Origin of the sequence: Lysobacter yananisis (assembly GCF_031199375.1) — a bacterium.
GTDB lineage: Bacteria > Pseudomonadota > Gammaproteobacteria > Xanthomonadales > Xanthomonadaceae > Lysobacter > Lysobacter yananisis.
This window is the reverse complement of the sequence record NZ_CP133568.1, coordinates 2188574-2206685: the sequence shown is the minus strand read 5'-3', so window position 1 is coordinate 2206685 and position 18112 is coordinate 2188574. Positions and strand designations below refer to the sequence as shown.

Genomic DNA, 18112 nt, shown 5'->3' with positions numbered 1-18112 from the left:
GTTCTTCGGGGGAAACCATGTTCCGACCCTTCCTGGCCGGCTGCGGCCTGGTCTTGCTCGCCGGCGCGGTGCAGGCGGCGGCGCCCGCGCCCGCCTCGCGCTACACCCAGGACCCCTACCCCAGCACCTACAAGCCGGTCGCGTCCGGCCCGGTGCTGCTGCAAGGCGCGACCGTGCTGACCGGCACCGGCCAGCGCCTGGACGGCGCCGACGTGCTGCTGCGGGACGGCAAGATCGTCGCCGTCGGCAGCCGCCTGGACGCGCCGGGCGACGCCACCCGGGTCGACGCCAGCGGCAAGTGGATCACCCCCGGCATCATCGACGTGCACTCGCACCTGGGCGTCTACCCCAGCCCGGGCGTCGGCGCGCACAGCGACGGCAACGAGATGACCAGCCCGGTCACCCCCAACGTCTGGGCCGAGCACTCGATCTGGCCGCAAGACCCGGGTTTCGCCAGCGCCCTGGCCGGCGGCATCACCTCGCTGCAGATCCTGCCCGGCTCGGCCAACCTGATCGGCGGCCGCGGCGTCACCCTCAAGAACGTGCCTGCCGGCAGCTACCAGGCGATGAAATTCCCCGGCGCGCCGTGGGGCCTGAAGATGGCCTGCGGCGAGAACCCCAAGCGCGTCTACGGCAGCCGCAACGTCTCGCCAGGCACGCGCATGGGCAACGTCGCCGGCTACCGCGCGGCCTTCATCGACGCCAGCGAGTACCTGCGCAAGACCACGCCCAAGGCCGCCAAGCCGGCGAAGAAACGCTGGTGGCAGAGTTCCGGCGCGCCGGCCGCGAGCGACAGCGAGAAGGACACCGGCGGCAAGCGCGACCTCAAGCTCGACACCCTGGCCGGCGCGATCAAGGGCGACATCCTGGTCCACATCCACTGCTACCGCGCGGACGAGATGACCACCATGCTCGACCTGGCCAAGGAGTTCGGCTTCAAGGTCAGCGCCTTCCACCACGGCGTGGAGGCCTACAAGATCGCCGACCGGCTCGCCGCCGAGAACGTCTGCGGCGCGCTGTGGGCCGACTGGTGGGGCTTCAAGATGGAAGCCTTCGACGGCATCCAGGAAAACATCGCGATCGTCGACCGCCCGGCCAACAGCTGCGCGATCGTGCATTCGGATTCGGAAGAAGGCATCCAGCGGCTCAACCAGGAAGCGGCCAAGGTGATCGCGCACGCGCGCCTGGCCGGGATCGAGATCGCGCCGGAACGCGCGATCCGCTGGCTGACCCAGAACCCGGCCAAGGCGCTGGGCATCGGCGAGCGCACCGGCACCCTGGAGGCCGGCAAGATGGGCGACGTGGTGGTGTGGAACGGCAATCCCTTCAGCGTCTACGCCAAGGCCGAGCAGGTCTATATCGACGGCGCGCGGGTCTACGACCGCAACGATCCCTCGCGCCAACCCAAGTCGGACTTCATGCTCGGCCAGCCGGCGGCGCAGGGCGCGGCGGCGGGAGACGTGCGATGAGCCGCTTCTCTCCGCTCGCTTCGCGGATTTTTTCGCCGGCGCTTTCGCAGCCCCCGTCGCCGTCTCCTTCACCCGTCATTCCGGCGAAAGCCGGAATCCATTTTGCTGTTGCTCGCGCAAACGGCGAAGGTGGACGGAGCGCGATGAACGCAAGAGCAAAATCAAAATGGATTCCGGCTTTCGCCGGAATGACGGCGGAAATTTTCGCTGGAACGAGGTTAGCGAGAGCCACGATGAGCAGTCCATGTGCCACGCGCACCGCCCTCGCCGCCGCGCTGCTGTGCGCCAGCTTCGCCGCGTCCGCGCAGAACCTGCTGATCCGCAACGCCACCGTCCACACCGCCAGCGCGCAAGGCTCGCTGGAGAACGCCGACGTGCTGGTGTCCGGCGGCGTGGTGCGCGCGGTCGGCAAGGGCCTGAGCGCGCCGGCCGGCGCGCAGGTGATCGACGCGGCCGGCAAGCCGGTCACGCCGACCTTGTTCGGCGGCATCACCGAGATCGGCCTGGAGGAAGTCTCCGGCGAGAAGTCCACGGTCGACCAGACCGTCGCGCTCGGCGCCGACACCAAGGAAATGACGGTGCGGCCGGAGTTCGACGTGACCTTGGCTTACAACCCCGATTCGGTGCTGATCCCGGTGACCCGGATCGAAGGCATCGGCTGGACCCTGCTCGGCGCCGGCACCGCCACCGGCGGCTCCATCGTCGCCGGCCAAGGCGGCGTCGAACGCCTCGACGGCGGCGCCGACCCGATCGGCCCGCGCGTGCTGTTCGTGCGCCTGGGCAAGGACAGCCTCGGCCTGAGCGGCAGCTCGCGCGCAGCGCAGTGGATGATCCTCGACCAGCTGATCGACGAAACCCGCGGCCGCATTACCCCCGACAACCACGCCGCGCTGCTGACCCCGGCCGGCCGCGCCGCGCTGCAGAAGTATTTCGGCGGCGGCGGCCGGATCGTGTTCGGCGTCGACCGCGCCGCCGACATTCGCCAGCTGCTGCGCTGGTCGTCCAAGCACCAGTTGCGCATCGCCATCGCCGGCGGCGCCGAAGGCTGGCGGCTGGCGCCGCAGCTGGCCGCGGCCAAGGTGCCGGTGTTCGTCAATCCGCTGTCGAACCTGCCCAGCGATTTCGATCAGGTCGGCGCCAGCATGGAGAACGCCGCGCGCCTGCGCGCCGCCGGCGTGGCGGTGGGCTTCAGCGAAGGCGGCGCCTCGCACAACGCGCGCAAGGTGCGCCAGCTGGCCGGCAACGCGGTCGCCGCCGGGCTGCCTTGGGCCGACGGCCTCGCCGGGCTGACCCGAGTGCCCGCGGAAGCCTTCGGCGTGGCCGGCGAAGTCGGCGCGATCGCCCCGGGCAAGCGCGCCGACCTGGTGCTGTGGAGCGGCGATCCGCTCGACGTCGCCAGCGTCGCGCTGCAGGTGTGGATGGACGGCCGCGCGATCCAGATGCGCAGCCGCCAGACCGAACTGCGCGATCGCTACCTGCATCCGGACAACGGCCTGCCGCGCGCGTATCCGCTGCCGGCGGGGCGCTGAAGCGGCCGCGGCCGGCGCCCTGAGCGCTGGCCGCGTTGCGCGCGGCGCGGCGGACGACCGCGCCGATTCGGCGATTCAACGATTCGCTGGATTTGCCTACGCGCCGCGACGCCCGGCTCAGGCCTGCGCGTCCGGCGCTCCCGTCTTCGCTCCCATCTGCGGCGAACGCGGCTGCCGCGGCGCCAGATACGCCGCCGCGCAGGCGCTGACCAGATACGCCACCGCCAGCGCGAAGGCGAACCGCAGCGGGAACAAATTGGTCAGCCCCGCTTCCGGCCGCGGGTTCCAATCCGCGCTGCCGAACTGCCAGGTGAAACAGACGCAGAAGGCGGCCACCGCCACGGTGTTGGCCATCCACGCCGCGCGCCGCTGCGAGCGGACCCGGCGCCGCAGCGCGACGAAGCCGATCAGCCATGCGGCGAGCACGATCGCGATCAACGCCAGTCCGGACGGAAACGCGATCGCGGTATCGGTCACGCTGCCGGGCACCCGCTTGCCCAGTTGCCAGACGAGCGTGGTGGAAAGCGCCCACAGAAACGGCAGGGCGAAGGACAGCAGCAACGCTGCGGTCGAGGCGATGCGCGAATCGCGAATGCGCGCGGCGAGGGTTGCGGTCATGCCGGGCACAATGCCCGACGCCGGTCCGCGGCGATAGCCCGCCGCGCGCGAGCCTGACGCGCTCGCGCCAGCGCCGGACGCGACGCGCCGCCTGCGTCCACACCGCCTACACCCGCGCCCCCGATGCCGGCGCCCGCGCCGCGAACGCCCCGTCCCGCCGCCACGGCGTATGCTTGCCGCACAGCGCGCCACGCCGTCGCGCGCCCGCCGCGCATGGACGGGCGCCCGCCTCACGCAACCGCCTCAGCACCGCCTCCGGAGCCCCGCATGAACGTCCCGCTCGACCAGGTCAACTGGCTCGCCATCGCCGCCGCCACCGCGTCTTCGTTCGTCCTCGGCGGGCTGTGGTACGGGCCCCTGTTCAAGAAAACCTGGTGCCGCGAGGCCGGGGTCGATCCGGACGCCAAGCCCGCCCACGCCGGCCGCGTGTTCGCCACCGCGATCGTCTGCGCGCTGCTGTCGGCGACCATCTTCGCCGCGCTGATGCCGCCGCAGGCCACCGCGGTCGACGGCTTCGGCGTCGGTTTCGTGGTCGGCCTGTTCTTCGTCTCGATGAGCTTCGGCATCAACTACGCCTTCGCCGGCCGCAGCCTCAAGCTGTGGATGATCGACAGCGGCTACCACATCGTCCAGTTCGTCCTCTACGGCGTGATCCTCGGCGCCTGGAAATAAGGAGCATGCGATGAGCGCCCCCGCGCTGCGTTGGTACTTCGATTTCATCTCGCCGTTCGCCTACCTGCAGTGGCAACGGGTGCGCGCGCTCGCCGCGCAGCGGCCGGTCGCGCTGGTGCCGGTGGCGTTCGGCGCGGTGCTGGCCGCGCACAGCCACAAGGGTCCGGCGGAAATCCCGGGCAAGCGCGAGTTCACCTATCGCCACGTGCTGTGGCAGGCGCGGCGCGCGGGCGTGCGCCTGCGCTTCCCGCCGGCGCATCCGTTCAATCCGCTGGCGTCGCTGCGCCTGAGCGTGGCCGCCGGCAACACGCCCGAGGCGGTGGAGGCGATCTTCGACTGGATCTGGGGCCAGGGCCGCGAAGGAGACAGCGTCGAGGCGCTGGGCCCGGTCGCGGCCGGCCTGGGCGTGCCGGCCGAGGCGCTCGCCAGCGAGTCGGTGAAGACCGCATTGCGCGCGAATACCGAAGCGGCTCTGCTTGCCGGTGTATTTGGCGTGCCCACGCTGAGCATCGGATCAGACCTGTTCTGGGGCAACGATGCACACGATTTCGCCCTTGACGCGCTGCAACATCCGGAAATGCTTGAAGATCCCGAAATGCAGCGGCTGCTGCAGTTGCCCATCGGAGTGCAGCGCCGGGCCTGAATGAACGCCCGACCGTCGCCGGCCTGCGTGAGTGCGCGGCCGGTGTCGCCGCGGGTATGCTGCCGGTCACATTCGATAGCCACGCGCCAAGAACCCGGGGGGGGACCCATGCGCATTGGAATCGTCGTCGACTCCGCTTGCGACCTGCCGCTGGAGTATCTCCAGCAGCACCACATCCACCTGCTGCCGATCACCGTGCGCATCGGCCAGGCCGTGCTGGCCGACCACCGCAACGAAGAGGCCACCCTGCAGTTCCTGCAGGCGCACCTGGCCGAACGCGGCTTCGAGGCCGAAACCACGCCGTTCACCGTGCAGCAGGTGCGCGACCTGTTCGTGAGCCAACTGGCGATCGACTACGACTACGTGTTCTGCATGACGATCACCAAGACCCGCAGTCCGGTGTTCGAGAACGCCAACCAAGCCAGCTTCGCCATCCTCAACGACTACAAGCCCGTGCGCAGCGCCGCCGGCTTCAACACGCCGTTCTCGCTGCGGGTGATCGACACCTTGAACCTGTTCGCCGCGCAGGGCATCACCGCGGTCGAGGCGGTGCGCATGCGCGCGGCCGAGGAGCCGCCGCCGAAGATCCGCGCGCGGCTGGAGCAACTGGTCAACGCCACCCACGGTTATCTGATCCCGCGCGACCTCAACTACCTGCGCGCGCGCACCCGCCACCGCGGCGACCGCAGCGTGAGTTTCCTCAGCGCGACCCTGGGCACCGCGCTCGACATCAAGCCGGTGCTGCACTGCAACCGCGGCGAGACCGGCCCGATCGCCAAGATCAAGACGTACGAGGCCGCGGCGCAGAAGTTGCTGGAATTCGCCGCGCGGCGGGTGAGCCGCAACGAGCTGCTGACACCGACCGTGTGCCTGAGCTACGGCGGAGAACTCGCCGAACTGCGCGCCCTGCCCGGCTACCAGACCTTGCGCCTGGCCTGCGAACAGCACGGCGTGGAATTGTTCGAGAGCCTGATGAGCCTGACCGGCATGGTCAACATCGGCAAGGGCGCGCTGGCGCTGGGGCTGGCGACCGAACAGGCGGCCTGGGACGGCTGAGCTGTGGGAGGGCCTTCAGGCCCGATGCTGTTGTTCCAGACTGCGGCGACCTGAGCGAAGAGCGTCGGGCCTGAAGGCCCTCCCACAACAGCGGCGGCCCCGTTCCAGATCGCGGCGATCGGACCGGAAAGCGTCGGGCCTGAAGGCCCTCCCACGACAGCGGCGGCCCCGCATCGCGGCGAACAGGACTTCCAGCCCAGGCCCGCACCACGCGCGCCGGGTTAGCCTGCGGGACTGTCCGTCCCAGGTATCCGCTCCATGCCCAGCCACCGCCTGCTCGCCCTCGCGCTCGCCAGCGCGCTCGCCGCTCCGGTCTTCGCCCAGACGCCGCCGCCGGCGCCCCAGGACAAATCAGGCCAGGATGCCGACAAGCCCGCCGCCCAGCTCGAACAGGACGCGCTCAAGCCCGCCGGCACCGACCCGGCGCGCGCGCCGGCGGCGACCGCCAAGGGCGCGGCCAAGGCCGGCGACAAGGACGAGAAGAAGTGGGACGTCAACGCCGCCCACGGCCCGACCAAGACCATCTCCTTCGACACCGACGAAGGCACCTGGATGGACCTGGACGTGTCGCCCGACGGCCGCGAGATCGCCTTCTCCCTGCTCGGCGACATCTACCTGCTGCCGATCGGCGGCGGCCAGGCCCGGCGCATCAGCCAAGGCCCGGCCTGGGACGTGCAGCCGCGCTACTCGCCCGACGGCCGCCAGATCGCGTTCACCTCCGACCGCGGCGGCGGCAACAACCTGTGGCGGATGAGCCGCGACGGCGCCAATCCGGTCGCGGTGACCAAGGAAGACTTCCGCCTGCTCAACAACCCGGCGTGGACGCCGGACGGCCAGTACCTGATCGGCCGCAAGCACTTCACCGGCGAGCGCTCGCTCGGCGCCGGCGAGCTGTGGATCTACCACGCCGCCGCGGGCGGCGGCGGCCTGCAGCTGACCAAGCAGAAGAACGACCAGCAGGACCTCGGCGAGCCGGCGGTGTCGCCGGACGGCCGCTACGTGTACTTCTCCGAGGACGTCACCGGCGGCCCGAGCTTCCAGTACAACAAGAACCCGCACGACACCATCTACGCGATCAAGCGCCTGGACCGGCAGACCGGCAAGACCGCGACGGTGATCGACACCGCCGGCGGCGCGGTGCGCCCGCAGCCCTCGCCCGACGGCAAGTCGCTGGCCTTCGTCAAGCGCATCCGCGAGAAGTCGGTGCTGCACGTGCTCGACCTCGCCAGCGGCGAAGCGCGGCCGGTGTGGGACGGGCTCTCGCACGACATGCAGGAAGCCTGGGCGATCTTCGGCCCCTACGCCAATTTCGCCTGGACCCCGGACTCCAGGTCGGTGGTGATCTGGGCGCAGGGCAGGCTGTGGCGCGTGGGCATGGCCGACGGCAAGCCGGCGCAGATTCCGTTCAGCGCCCACGTCGAACAGACCGCGGCGCAGGCGCTGCGCTTCGAACAGAAACTCGACGCCGGCCGCTTCGATCCGAAGATGATCCGCGACGTCGCCACCAGCGCCGACGGCAAGACCCTGATCTTCCACGCGGTCGGCCAGCTGTGGCGCAAGCGCCTCCCCGACGGCAGGCCCGAACGCCTGACCGGCAACGACAACCTCTACGAATACCAGCCCAGCTTCAGCGCCGACGGATCCAAGCTGCTCTACACGACGTGGTCGGACGCCGCGCTCAGCGCGATCTACGTCACCGGCGCGGGCGGCGGCGGCGGCAAGCGCCTGACCCAGGACAAGGGCTTCTTCTACAGCCCGCGCTTCTCGCCGGACGGGCGCCGCATCGTCTACGCCAAGACCGGCGGCGGCGGCCTCACCGGCAGCCTGTGGTCGGTCGACCGCGGCATCTACGTGATGAGCGCCGACGGCGGCAAGCCCACGCGCGTGGCCGCCAGCGGCGAGTCGCCGCAGTTCAGCGCCGACGGCAGCCGCGTGTATTACCTCACCGGCGGCGGGCTGAAGAAGAAGCTGATGTCGGTCGGCTTGAACGGCGAGGACGAGCGCGAAGTCTTCAACCTCAAGTACGTCGATTCGATCAGCCTCAGCCCCGACGGCAAGTGGGTCGCGTTTACCGAACTGTTCAACGCCTATGTCGCGCCGATGATGACCGGCACCGGCTCGGTCGAACTCAGCCGCGACAGCAAGGCGCTGCCGGTGGCGCCGGTCAGCGCCGACGTCGGCAGCTATCTGCATTGGTCGGCCGATTCCAGTTCGCTGCACTGGATGGTCGGCAACCAGTACCACTCGCGCGCGCTCAACCAGGCCTTCGCGTTCCTGCCGGGCGCGCCGGCGAGCATCGCCAAGCCCTCGTCCGACGAGCGCGGCATCGCGGTCGGGCTGGAGGTGCCGGTGTACGCGCCGAAGGACACCGTCGCCTTCACCCATGCGCGGGTGGTGACCATGCGCGATGCGGACAAGGCGCAGGAAGTGATCGAGGACGCGACCGTGGTGGTGCGCGGCAACGAGATCGTCGCGGTCGGTCCGAGCGCGTCGACCGCGGTGCCGGCCGGCGCGCGCAGCATCGACGCCAGCGGCAAGACCATCCTGCCGGGCTACATCGACGTGCACGCGCACGCCGCGCACTTCGGCCAGGGCGTGGTGCCGCAGCAGAACTGGGCGTACTACACCAACCTCGCGTTCGGCATCACCACCATGCACGACCCCTCGGCGACCACCGAATTCGTGTTCTCCGAATCCGAACTGGTCAAGGCCGGCAAGATGGTCGGCCCGCGCGTGTTCTCGACCGGCACGATCCTGTACGGCGCCGACGGCGACTTCAAGGCGGTGGTCAACTCGCTCGACGACGCGCGCAGCCACCTGCGCCGGATGAAGGCCAACGGCGCGTTCTCGGTCAAGAGCTATAACCAGCCGCGGCGCGAGCAGCACCAGCAGATCAACCAGGCCGCGCGCGAGCTCGGCATGCTGGTGGTCGAGGAAGGCGGCTCGACCTTCAACCACAACCTGCCGATGATCCTCGACGGCGCCACCGGCATCGAGCACAACATCCCGGTCGCGCCGCTGTACAAGGACGTGGTCGAGCTGTGGCGGCAGACCGACGTGCGCAACACCCCGACCCTGGTGGTCAGCTACGGCGGCCTGTCGGGCGAATACTGGTGGTATGCGCGCGACAACGTCTGGGAGGACAAGAAGCTCAACCGCTTCTTCCCGCGCGAGACCCTCGACGCGCGCTCGATCCGCCGCGAGACCGCGCCGGATTGGGACTACTGGCATGTGCAGGTGTCCAAGTCGGTCAAGAAGCTGCGCGACGCGGGGATCAAGATCCAGGTCGGCGGCCACGGCCAGTTGCAGGGCCTGTCGGCGAACTGGGAAATCTGGATGCTGACCCAGGGCGGCATGAGCAACTTCGAGGCGCTGCGCGCGGCGACCATCGACGGCGCCGATTACCTCGGCCTGGCGAAGTCGCTGGGTTCGCTGGAACCGGGCAAGAAGGCCGACCTGGTGGTGCTCAATACCAATCCGCTGGAGAACATCCGCGCCACCATCGACACCCGCTATGTGATGGTCGACGGCCGCCTGTTCGACGTCGACGCGGACATGGCCGAGATCGGCAACAAGGCCGAGAAGGCGCCGTTCTTCTACTGGCAGCGCCACCGCGACGGCCGCACCTTCGGCGCCGAGTACGGGCCGACCTCGGTCTGCCATTGCCCGAAGGGGCACGGGCCGCATCAGGCGCACGACCACGACGAGGAGTAAGCCTCGCCGCGGTCGGGGCGGCATCGCCGCGCGCGCGGTCGGCGTGCACGATCGGCGCGCGCGGCGGCTGCTCAGGCCATCGCCACGGTCTCGCGCTGCATCAACGCATCGAGACAGGCGAGGATCGCCGCGCCGCCGTCGCCGGGCGCGGCCGCGGCGATATGCGCATCGGGCCGGACCAGGAGCATCCCATCCGGGTACGGCGAGTCCGGCGCGTCGATCCGGATCGCCTCGACGAACGCCGGCAACTCCGCCGGCTCGCGGCAATCGCCGAACAGCAGCAGGGCGAAGCGCCGGTAATCCAGCAACGAATAGACCCGCACCAGGGCGTCGCCGCGGCGGACCATGAAATCCAGCAGGCGCTTGCCGCAGATGGCGTCGCCATCGACGGCGGCGTCGCCGTAGGCGATGCCCATGCCGGTGATGTAGCCGGCGCGCCGCTCGACGATCTTCACGTAGTCCTGCGCATGGGTGTTGCCGCTGGAGTACTTGGTCGAATGCACCAGCTGGCTCGAGGTCTCCACCACGCCCAAAGCGACCGGCTTGCGCTCGTCCTGATAGCTCGCGAGCAGACGCTGCGGGGCGCCGTGGCGCAGCACCAGGTGCATCTTCCAGATCAGGTTGAACGCATCGGCCAGGCCGGTGTTCAGGCCTTGGCCGCCGTTGACGGAATGGATATGGCAGGCGTCGCCGGCCAGGAACAGCCGGTTGTCCACCGCATAGCGCTCGGCCACCGCCTCCTTGACCGAGAACCGCGAGAACCACGCCACCTCGCTGAAACGCAGCGTGTGCGGGCGCATCGCCCGGTTGATCTTGGCCACCGCCTGCTCGAAGCTGAATTCCTGGGTGTCCATGCGTACGTAGAAGCGATCCAGGTCGCCCTCGCGCGGAATCCAGGCCACGTCGGAGGTCTCCGCCTGGAACACGATGATCTCCGGCACCTTGGCGAAGTCGGTCTCGACGACCCCGTCGATCACCGCCCAGATCAGCTGCGGCCGGCGGATCTCGAAGCCGATGCCGAAGGCCTCGCGCAGCGGCGAGCGCGAGCCGTCGGCGCCGATGACGAAGCGCGATGCGAGCGTCCGTCCGTCCGACAGCCGCGTCAGGCAGCCGCGTTCGCCGAGTTCGACCTGTTCGACCGCGGTATCGCGCAGCACCGGCGCGCCCAGCGCTTTCAGCCTGTCGTCGAGCAAGCGTTCCAGGTGGGACTGCCCGAGCATCAGGAAGTGCTTGTGGAAACAGCCGTCCAGCGCCTTCCACCAGGCCGACTGGCGCGAGACGAAGGCGCCGTCGGCCCACACCGAACTGGTGTCGCAGGTCTTGCCCTGCGGGTACAGCGCGTCGAACAGGTCGGCGATCTCCAGCAGCTGCAGCGTGCGCGCGTTGAGCGCGTCCGCCCGTCCGGCTTCGAGCGGCCCCGCGGTCTTGTCCACGATCGCCGTGCGCAAGCCGCAGCGCTGCGCGAGGTAGGCGCACAGCAACCCGACCGGTCCGGCGCCGGCGATGACGAGGTCGGTGTCCTCGCGGCTCATTCGTAGGCCACCAGGTGCGGATTGTCGAGCGGCGGATCGCCGAGCACGTGCACGCGGCGCAGGTGCCGCGGCGCGCCGCTGACGAAGCCCTCGCGGCCGTGCAGCAGGGTGTAGTTGTCGGTGACCACCACGTCGCCGTCCTGCCAGGCGTGCGCGTACAGGTTCTGCGGCGCGTACAGCGCCTCGTGCAGGCTGCGGTGGAATTCGCCGAGTTCGTCCGGCTCGACGCCGACGAACTCCAGGTCGGGCCGGTTGACGAAGCCGGCCGCGTCGGCGGCGGGCGGCTCGTTGTAGCGGATCACCGGGAATCCGCGCACCGGGTGCGCGGTCACCACCGGCGCGATGGTCTTGCTGTCGTAGAACTCCATCTTGCGCCGATAGACCCCGGTCGCGCGGCTCCACAGCGAGCGCAGGCCGGGCGCGGCGCGCTCGAGCGCGCCGGCGGTGTCGGAAAACGTCGTGCGTCCGCCCTGCGCCGCCGCGGGCGCGCTGACGCAGTGGAAGACCTGGAACTCCGGCACCTGCTTGCGGTACATGCCGTCCCAATGCAGCGGCACGTACTTGTTGTCGAAGATGTGGTCCTCGGGCGCCTCGTGCTCGACCAGTTCGAGCACCTTGCCGAACGGCCACAGGCTGACCTCGCCCCAGCCTTCGCAATAGTCGGCGAAATCCTCCGCCCCGGCGAACGAGCCGAAACCCCGCAGCGCCAGCAGGCGATGGCGGCGAACGTGCTCGCGCAGCTCGGCGATCGGCAGCTCGCGCACGTCGACCGCGCCGCCCGCGGGCCGCAGCATCAGGCCGAACGGCTGCATCGGCGACATCTGGTAGTTCACTTCGGCTCCTTCGCGCCGCAGACGGCGCCCGTGGGGTCGCGCGGCGACGCCGCGCGCAGGACGTAATGGCTCGGCCGGCCGTCGCGGAACACCATCCGCGCGCCCGCCGCCTCGGCTTCGCGCCGCTTGATCAAGGTGAAGCTGCCGTTCGCGAGCGCGGCGACGCCGTGCCACGGCGTCAGCCATTCGTCCGCGGTCGCCATCATGTGGATGCCGATCTTGCCGCTGCCGCAGCCCTGCGGATGGATCGACAACCGCACCGCATCGGGAAACTCGCCCGCCAGCAGCCCGTCCCAGGCCTTGCTCCGCTGCACCACGTGATAGGCGCGCTCGCGGCAGAGTTTCTGCAATGCGGTGCGGCTGATGCCCAGGTCGGGCCGCAGCGCGTCCTCGAACAGGAAGCGGGTGATCCCGCAATAGATCTGCCGCGCTTCGCCGCCGGCGCGCACCGCCGCGCGCAGGTCGTCGAGCGGCCGGCCGTGGCGCGCCATCAGGCGCGAGCGCATCTCGGCGAAGTCGCAGCCGGGGAACAAGTCGTCCAGGTTGAAGGTGCTCAGCGCCTCCAGCCGCAGTTCTTCGATGATCGACTCGATTCCGCGCTGGTACGCGGTGACGTCCGGTTCGTGCAGTCCGACCGCGTCGCTGAAGACGCGACCGTCCGAACACAGGATCAGCCGCGCACCGGGCGCATGGCGCTCGCCGATCTTCCGGCACAGCGTATTGAGGAAGGTCAGCGACGCGCGCTCGGCCATGTCCGGCATCGGGCCGAGCACCTTGGCCGGGTTCGGCGACTTGCCCGGGAACGACGGCAGGATGAAAACGATCGGCTGCGCACGCTCGACCGCCCTGGCGACGCGATCCAGATGCGGCCGCACGCAGGCGTCGGAACACAGCGCGCCCTTGCAGGCGCACCGCGCCGGACTGCGCCGATGCTTCATGACTTCGGCGAGTATCCTCGCCGCATGTTCGCGAACGGATGGATCGGACATGGCGCCTCGCACTGACTGGCTTCGACATGCGTCGAGTCGCCCCGACATGTATCGATAACGCGACGAACCCGCCGGACCCTACATCAATTCTTTCGCGATCTTCGTTGCCGTTGCGGGTTTGTGACTGCCCGCATTCTTCTTATTGCACCTCGTCGCGATGCGCGCGCCATCGGCGACGCGACGCGATCGCTTCGTGGTGCGGCGCTGCATGCGATCGCGCGCACAAGACTCTTCGACGACCGAAAAGCCGCGCTTTTCCGATGCGACGCTTGCGCGACTGCGTCATGCACAAGCCGTGAAACCTTAAGCACTTTCGTACGAGCCCGTACGAATGCGCCGATGCGACGCCGATGCGAGGACCGCCGAACATGAGCGATGCGTCGCGCTTTCGCGCCCACGCGTCGCCAGCGGCCGCATCCAGAACGGATGCGGCCGCGATGGAGTCGGCTTCACGTGCGATGCAGCGGCTCGCGTCGTGCGGCCGGATCGGCCGCGCGCGCGCTCAGGCCGCCGCGTCGCGGCGCAACGCCGGCCACGCGCGCAGCCGCCGCAGCGCTTCGTCGAGCACGGCCTCGGCCTGCACCAGCGCGATCCGCACCCGGCCCGCGCCGCCCGGGCCGAAGCCGCTGCCGGGAGCGACCAGCACGCCGGTGGCGTCGAGCAGGGCTTCGACGAAGTCCAGATCGTCGCCCTCGAAACCCGGCGGCAGCGGCGCCCACAGGAAGAAGGTCCCGTGCGAGGGCGCGATCCGCCAACCCAGCGCGGCGGCGCCGTCGACGAAGCGGCGCATGCGCGCGGCGTAGACGGCGCTGTTGCGCGCGGCGATGGTTTCCAGCTCGTCGAGCATCTCCGCGGCCACGCATTGCAGCGGCAGGAAGGTGCCGAAGTCGGCGTTGAACTTGGCCGCGCGGATCTTCGCCACCAACGCCGGCGCGCCGGCAGCGAAGCCGATGCGCCAGCCGGCCAGGCCGCAGGATTTGCTCAGGCTGTGCAGTTCCAGCACCCGCTCCAGCGCGCCCGGCGCCGGCAACGCGGCGCCGCCGAGCACGCCGCCGCGCGGCGGCTCGAACGCGATCTCGGCGTAGGCGCGGTCGATCAGCACGTACAGGTCGTGGCGCCGGGCGAAGTCCAGCACCTCGTCGAGCTTGGCCGGCGACAGCGCGATGCCGGTCGGATTGCTCGGCGAGCAGATCACCAGCACCCGCGCGCCGTGCAGTTGCTCGGCGCGGATCGACTCCAGCCGCGGCTGGCCGCGCTCGTCGCAGGCGAACAGTTCCACCCGCGCGCCGAGCAGGCGCGCGGTGCTCTGGTAGACGGTGTAGGACGGATCCGGCATCAACACCGCCTCGCCGGGTTTCAGGCAGGCGAACAGGCTGTGGAAGATGCCCTCCTTGGAGCCGAGCAGGTCGACCACGTGGCGCTGCGGATCCAGCAGCGCCGGCGCGCCGGCCGGCAGGAAGCGGCGCTGGTAGTAGGCGGCGAAGCGCTCGCGCAGGCGCAGGTTGAGGTCGGCGCGGAATTCGCCGTAGCCGTGCAGGTCGTCGCGGCCGACGTAGTGCTGCAGGCGTTCGCGCCAGCGCGGCTCCGGGGCGAGATCGGGATTGCCGATCGACAGGTCCAACAGCGGCGCGCCGGCGAAACCAGGCGCGTCCTGGCGCGCGCGGTGGCGCTCGGCCAGGGTCTTGAGCAAGGCGAAAGCGTCGCGCGGCGCGGACTGCGCCGGCGCGGGGTCGGTCATCGGGTTCATGGCGGCGGTTCCGGATTCGGGGAGTGACGATCAGCGAATGGGTTTTTCGAACGCGCTCGCGCTCAGCGCGCGCGGCTGCGCGCGCAGCCGGGCCTGGAAGTCGTGGAACTGCGCGGCGATCAGCGCCACCGCGCGATCCCATTGCGCGTCGCTGCGTTGCTGCATCGGATACAGCAGGAAGCCGGTGGTGACCGCATCGGGATCGTTGTCGATGCGATAGCCCGGCACGATGCTGAACAACGGCAGGTCGTAGCCGGCGTTGACCCGGTCCCAACACTCCTGCATGAAGCCCAGGGCGAGGTCCTGCCGCGACGGCGCCAGCGCCAGCAGGTCCGGCGCGAACGGCGCCTCGAACACCAGCTCCCAGCCGAGGCTGGCGCGGTTGAGCACGCGGAACAGGCCGTGGCGCTGCAGCGCGTCGGCGAGCGCGTCGCGCGCCTGGTGCAGGCCGGCGAGGTAGTCGGCGTAGCCGGCGCGGCCGAGCCGGCGCAGGTTCATCCACGCCGCCAGGATGCCCTGCCCCGGCCGCGAGTTTTCGAAGGTGTAGCGGTAAGCGCGGAACTGGCCGTACTGGAAATCCTGTTCGCCGTAGCGATAACTGCCGTCGCCGAGTTCGTCCATGAAGCGGCGGTCGCGGGCGACGAAGAAGCTGCTCGCGTACGGGCACAGGCCGTCCTTGTGGAAGTCCACGCCGAGCGAATCGAAGCCGTCCACGCCGCGCAGACGGCGCAGCACTTCGGCGATGCGCGCGCGGCTGCGCGGATCGGGCACGCGCTCGCGCAGTTGCGCTTCGTCGGCGTCGAGCAGGCTCAGGTACAGCCAGCCGATCACGCTGTCCAGGTGCAGGTAGGGCCGCGCGGGCAGCTTGCGTTCGCGCGCGAACGCGTCGGCGATCTCGCGCACCTCGCGCGCGTCTTCGCAGTTGAAGTTGATCGTGGTGCCGCCGCAGCACACGATCGCCGCGACCCGGCGCCCTTGCGCGTGCTGTTCGTCGAGCATGCGCCGCAGCGCCTCGGGCCGCATGCGTCCGTCGCTGCCGCTGGGCACGCGCAGGCAACGGCCCGAGCCCAGGCCGAGCAGGCTGGCGGCGTGCTCGACGCAATAGTGCGCGCCTTCGCTGCACAGGATCGCCAGGTCACGCGGCAGGCCGTCGCGGATCGACTCCGGCGCGATCCGGCTCAGCGCCGACTTGATCGCGTACATGATGGTGAACTTGCCGCCGTTGCAGGAGATCCCCATCGCCTGCGGCCAGCCGGCCCAGCGTCCGATCTTGCGCGCGACCTGCTGCTCGATCAGCAGCGCTTCGCCGCCGAACGCGTCCATCAGGCTGTTGGCGTTGTACGCGGTGGCCAACCAGGCCGCGGCGGTGGCTTCGACGCTGGGCTCGGGCACCATGTTGAACAGCGAATGCGGCGACTGCGGGCGGATCGCGCCGCGGAAGTAGCGCGCGGCCTCGTCGAGCAGCGCCGCCTCGGCGGCCGGCGCATCGTCGTCGCCGCGATCCAGCTCCTCCAGGTAAGCGAACGCGCGCGCCGGATACTTCGGCCCCAGCGCGGCGCGCGCGTCCGGCGCGAGCGCCAGTTCCGGCAAGGCGGCGAGATCGGCGCGCGCGCGCCGTTGCACGTGGCGGTCCAGTTCCAGGGTGCGCTCGATCAACGCTTGCATGCGTTCCGGCGCAGCGGGCGCGGACGCGGGTTCGGTTTGGGGCGGCAGGGCGAGGCGTTGCAGCATGGTCATGACGGTGTCTCCGGTTGCACGGCGGGAAGATCGGCCGCAGCCGCCGGCGCCGCCGCGGCCGTGCCGCGGCGCCACGCCAACCCGGCCAGGCCGGAACAGAACAGGGCGATGCCGAACCACTGCGCGGGCACGATCGGCGCGCCCAACCACCAGCGCGCGTACAGCGCCGCGGCCGGCACTTCGACTAGCGCGAACACCGTCGCCAGCATCGGTCCGCCGAGCGCGATCGCGCGCACGTACAGCACGTCGGCGAACACGGTCGGGATCAGGATCAAGGCCGCGATCCACAGCCACGCGGGAACGTCCGACAGCGCCGGCCACGCAGCCGGCGCGGCGCCGTGCAGCGACGCGAGGCACGCCGCGCCGAGGCCGAGGCTGAAACTCACCACCACCCAGGTGTCGAGCGGACCGAGCGCGCGCGCGAAGATCGGGAACAGGCCGTAGCACAGGCCCGACAACAGGCCCCAGGCGACACCGACATACCACGGCGCGGCGAACAATCCGGCGGCGGCGGGTTCGCCGCGACCGCACAGCACGCTCAGCGCTAGTCCGGACAACGCGAGCAGCACCAGCCGCCACGCCGCGCCGTCGAGGCGTTCGCCGAAGCACAGGCGGTTGATCGCGGCGGTGAACAGCGGCCCCATGCACAGCAGCACGATCGCGAGACTGCTGCCGGCACCGTCGACCGCGGCGGAGAACGACACGCTGCCCAGCGCCTGACAGACCGCGCCGATCGCCGCCAGCCAAGCCCATTGGCGCAGGCTCAACGCGCGCACCCGGCGCATCGCCAGCGCGGCCAGCAAGGTGATCGCGAACGCGCCGCCCAGGCGCAGCAGCGCCAGTTGCGCCGCGCCGAGGCCGTAACCGAGCAGCGCGCGGGTGATGAGTCCCAGCGATCCCCACAGCGTGCCGGCGGCGAGCGCCAGCGCGATGGCCGCCAGCGGCGCGCCCGCGCGGGTTGCGGTGATCATGAATTACGTCCTTGTAGAACGGCGGCCCGGGGCCGCGCATCGGCCGCGCAGTGTCGTGCGCGCCCGTCTCAACGGTTGCGCGGGCAATCACAGATCCACCGGCCGACAGGGTCGGCAAACGCGGCGCATGACGGGCTTTGGAATTCAGGATCGCTTAGGCGCGGTCCTTCGACCCCATTCACGCCCGACCCATGCGTCGCTCATTAATCTGAACGCGCCCACTCACCGAGAGATGCGAATGGCCACCCGTTACTTCCTCAGCATTCCCGACGCCGACCGCGCCCGCGGCAGCGATGCCGATCTGTCCTTCACCGCGATCAGCTCGGAGGGCTTCGCCGCGCAGTTGCAGGACGCGCTGCGCAGCGATGCGCTGTTCGAGCGCTGGCGCGCCAAGCAGCCCGATCCGGACGAGGTCGATCCCAGCCTCGGCGCGACCGACCCCAACGCCACCGTCGTCGGCGAACAACGCGACCTGCGCATGGACCTGACCGTGGTGACCGCGCTGTCGGGCACCGTGCTCAAGCACCGCCTGCGCCTGCTCGCCGGCAGCGGCTGGGAACTGCGCGACGTGACCGCGGCCTGAGCCGCCCGCGGCGGCGGGG

The 18112-nt window shown here is 70.3% G+C and carries 15 protein-coding genes and 1 pseudogene; 8 read left to right on the top strand and 8 right to left on the bottom strand.

Translation table 11 applies throughout. The features are described from left to right. Window positions 1-17 precede the first annotated feature (17 nt). Window positions 18-1469 carry an amidohydrolase gene (locus RDV84_RS09270; protein WP_309153168.1) on the top strand — a complete coding sequence of 484 codons (1452 nt, stop codon included), beginning with the start codon at window positions 18-20 and terminating at the stop codon, window positions 1467-1469. Between the two features lie 233 nt (window positions 1470-1702). Continuing rightward, on the top strand, window positions 1703-2998 hold the full coding sequence (locus RDV84_RS09265) for an amidohydrolase family protein (RefSeq protein WP_309153167.1): 1296 nt from the start codon (window positions 1703-1705) through the stop codon (window positions 2996-2998). 117 nt (window positions 2999-3115) lie between these two features. On the opposite strand, the gene RDV84_RS09260 is transcribed toward RDV84_RS09265, so the two are convergent. Continuing rightward, on the bottom strand, window positions 3116-3625 hold the full coding sequence (locus tag RDV84_RS09260) for a hypothetical protein (RefSeq protein WP_309153166.1): 510 nt from the start codon (window positions 3623-3625) through the stop codon (window positions 3116-3118). Window positions 3626-3883: 258 nt separating this feature from the next. Here RDV84_RS09260 and RDV84_RS09255 point away from each other — a divergent pair, with 258 nt between their 5' ends. From RDV84_RS09255 to RDV84_RS09245, 3 genes are all read left to right on the top strand, one after another. Next, window positions 3884-4288 carry a DUF1761 domain-containing protein gene (locus tag RDV84_RS09255; protein ID WP_057949328.1) on the top strand — a complete coding sequence of 135 codons (405 nt, stop codon included), beginning with the start codon at window positions 3884-3886 and terminating at the stop codon, window positions 4286-4288. 10 nt (window positions 4289-4298) lie between these two features. Further along, the gene (locus tag RDV84_RS09250) at window positions 4299-4931 is read left to right on the top strand and encodes a 2-hydroxychromene-2-carboxylate isomerase (protein WP_078996913.1); all 633 of its coding nucleotides are present in this window, start codon (window positions 4299-4301) and stop codon (window positions 4929-4931) included. 108 nt (window positions 4932-5039) lie between these two features. Beyond that, on the top strand, window positions 5040-5987 hold the full coding sequence (locus RDV84_RS09245; RefSeq protein WP_309153165.1) for a DegV family protein: 948 nt from the start codon (window positions 5040-5042) through the stop codon (window positions 5985-5987). 11 nt (window positions 5988-5998) lie between these two features. Here the strand turns inward: RDV84_RS09245 and RDV84_RS26130 are convergent. Beyond that, a pseudogene (locus tag RDV84_RS26130) lies at window positions 5999-6142 on the bottom strand (DUF6053 domain-containing protein); the annotation flags it as partial. On the opposite strand from RDV84_RS26130, the gene RDV84_RS26125 reads away from it, so the two are divergent. Together RDV84_RS26125 and RDV84_RS09240 are read left to right on the top strand one after the other, a co-directional pair. Continuing rightward, the gene (locus tag RDV84_RS26125) at window positions 6096-6212 is read left to right on the top strand and encodes a DUF6053 domain-containing protein (RefSeq protein WP_425606422.1); all 117 of its coding nucleotides are present in this window, start codon (window positions 6096-6098) and stop codon (window positions 6210-6212) included. The pseudogene RDV84_RS26130 and the gene RDV84_RS26125 overlap by 47 nt on opposite strands. 33 nt (window positions 6213-6245) lie before the next feature. Then, window positions 6246-9701: an amidohydrolase family protein gene (locus RDV84_RS09240; RefSeq protein ID WP_309153164.1), complete on the top strand. Its 3456-nt coding sequence runs from the start codon at window positions 6246-6248 to the stop codon at window positions 9699-9701. 71 nt (window positions 9702-9772) lie between these two features. On the opposite strand, the gene RDV84_RS09235 is transcribed toward RDV84_RS09240, so the two are convergent. From RDV84_RS09235 to RDV84_RS09210, 6 genes are all read right to left on the bottom strand, one after another. Next, on the bottom strand, window positions 9773-11233 hold the full coding sequence (locus RDV84_RS09235) for an FAD-binding protein (protein ID WP_309153163.1): 1461 nt from the start codon (window positions 11231-11233) through the stop codon (window positions 9773-9775). Continuing rightward, window positions 11230-12066, bottom strand: a complete 837-nt coding sequence (locus RDV84_RS09230; protein ID WP_309153162.1) for a TauD/TfdA dioxygenase family protein — start codon at window positions 12064-12066, stop codon at window positions 11230-11232. Before RDV84_RS09230 ends, RDV84_RS09235 begins: the two co-directional genes overlap by 4 nt. Beyond that, a complete protein-coding gene (locus RDV84_RS09225; protein ID WP_309153160.1) occupies window positions 12063-13103 on the bottom strand; it encodes an L-tyrosine/L-tryptophan isonitrile synthase family protein in 1041 nt (346 codons plus the stop codon). The genes RDV84_RS09230 and RDV84_RS09225 overlap by 4 nt, the downstream gene beginning before the upstream one ends. A gap of 454 nt (window positions 13104-13557) precedes the next feature. After that, window positions 13558-14802 (bottom strand): pyridoxal phosphate-dependent aminotransferase, encoded by a 1245-nt coding sequence (locus tag RDV84_RS09220; RefSeq protein ID WP_309153159.1) that lies wholly within the window; start codon window positions 14800-14802, stop codon window positions 13558-13560. Between the two features lie 30 nt (window positions 14803-14832). Further along, window positions 14833-16539 carry a pyridoxal phosphate-dependent decarboxylase family protein gene (locus RDV84_RS09215; RefSeq protein WP_309153158.1) on the bottom strand — a complete coding sequence of 569 codons (1707 nt, stop codon included), beginning with the start codon at window positions 16537-16539 and terminating at the stop codon, window positions 14833-14835. Continuing rightward, on the bottom strand, window positions 16536-17510 hold the full coding sequence (locus tag RDV84_RS09210; RefSeq protein WP_309153156.1) for a DMT family transporter: 975 nt from the start codon (window positions 17508-17510) through the stop codon (window positions 16536-16538). Before RDV84_RS09210 ends, RDV84_RS09215 begins: the two co-directional genes overlap by 4 nt. 238 nt (window positions 17511-17748) lie before the next feature. On the opposite strand from RDV84_RS09210, the gene RDV84_RS09205 reads away from it, so the two are divergent. Next, window positions 17749-18093, top strand: coding sequence for a hypothetical protein (locus tag RDV84_RS09205; RefSeq protein WP_057949335.1), 345 nt, complete (start codon window positions 17749-17751; stop codon window positions 18091-18093). The last annotated feature ends 19 nt before the right edge of the window (window positions 18094-18112 follow it).

Bases quoted from the DNA above. Each gene is read 5' to 3' on its own strand.
- RDV84_RS09270 (WP_309153168.1), top strand. From the start codon at position 18: ATGTTCCGACCCTTCCTGGCCGGCTGCGGCCTGGTCTTGCTCGCCGGC.
- RDV84_RS09265 (WP_309153167.1), top strand. From the start codon at position 1,703: ATGAGCAGTCCATGTGCCACGCGCACCGCCCTCGCCGCCGCGCTGCTG.
- RDV84_RS09255 (WP_057949328.1), top strand. From the start codon at position 3,884: ATGAACGTCCCGCTCGACCAGGTCAACTGGCTCGCCATCGCCGCCGCC.
- RDV84_RS09250 (WP_078996913.1), top strand. From the start codon at position 4,299: ATGAGCGCCCCCGCGCTGCGTTGGTACTTCGATTTCATCTCGCCGTTC.
- RDV84_RS09245 (WP_309153165.1), top strand. From the start codon at position 5,040: ATGCGCATTGGAATCGTCGTCGACTCCGCTTGCGACCTGCCGCTGGAG.
- RDV84_RS09240 (WP_309153164.1), top strand. From the start codon at position 6,246: ATGCCCAGCCACCGCCTGCTCGCCCTCGCGCTCGCCAGCGCGCTCGCC.
- RDV84_RS09235 (WP_309153163.1), bottom strand. From the start codon at position 11,233: ATGAGCCGCGAGGACACCGACCTCGTCATCGCCGGCGCCGGACCGGTC.
- RDV84_RS09225 (WP_309153160.1), bottom strand. From the start codon at position 13,103: ATGTCGGGGCGACTCGACGCATGTCGAAGCCAGTCAGTGCGAGGCGCC.
- RDV84_RS09220 (WP_309153159.1), bottom strand. From the start codon at position 14,802: ATGAACCCGATGACCGACCCCGCGCCGGCGCAGTCCGCGCCGCGCGAC.
- RDV84_RS09215 (WP_309153158.1), bottom strand. From the start codon at position 16,539: ATGACCATGCTGCAACGCCTCGCCCTGCCGCCCCAAACCGAACCCGCG.
- RDV84_RS09210 (WP_309153156.1), bottom strand. From the start codon at position 17,510: ATGATCACCGCAACCCGCGCGGGCGCGCCGCTGGCGGCCATCGCGCTG.
- RDV84_RS09205 (WP_057949335.1), top strand. From the start codon at position 17,749: ATGGCCACCCGTTACTTCCTCAGCATTCCCGACGCCGACCGCGCCCGC.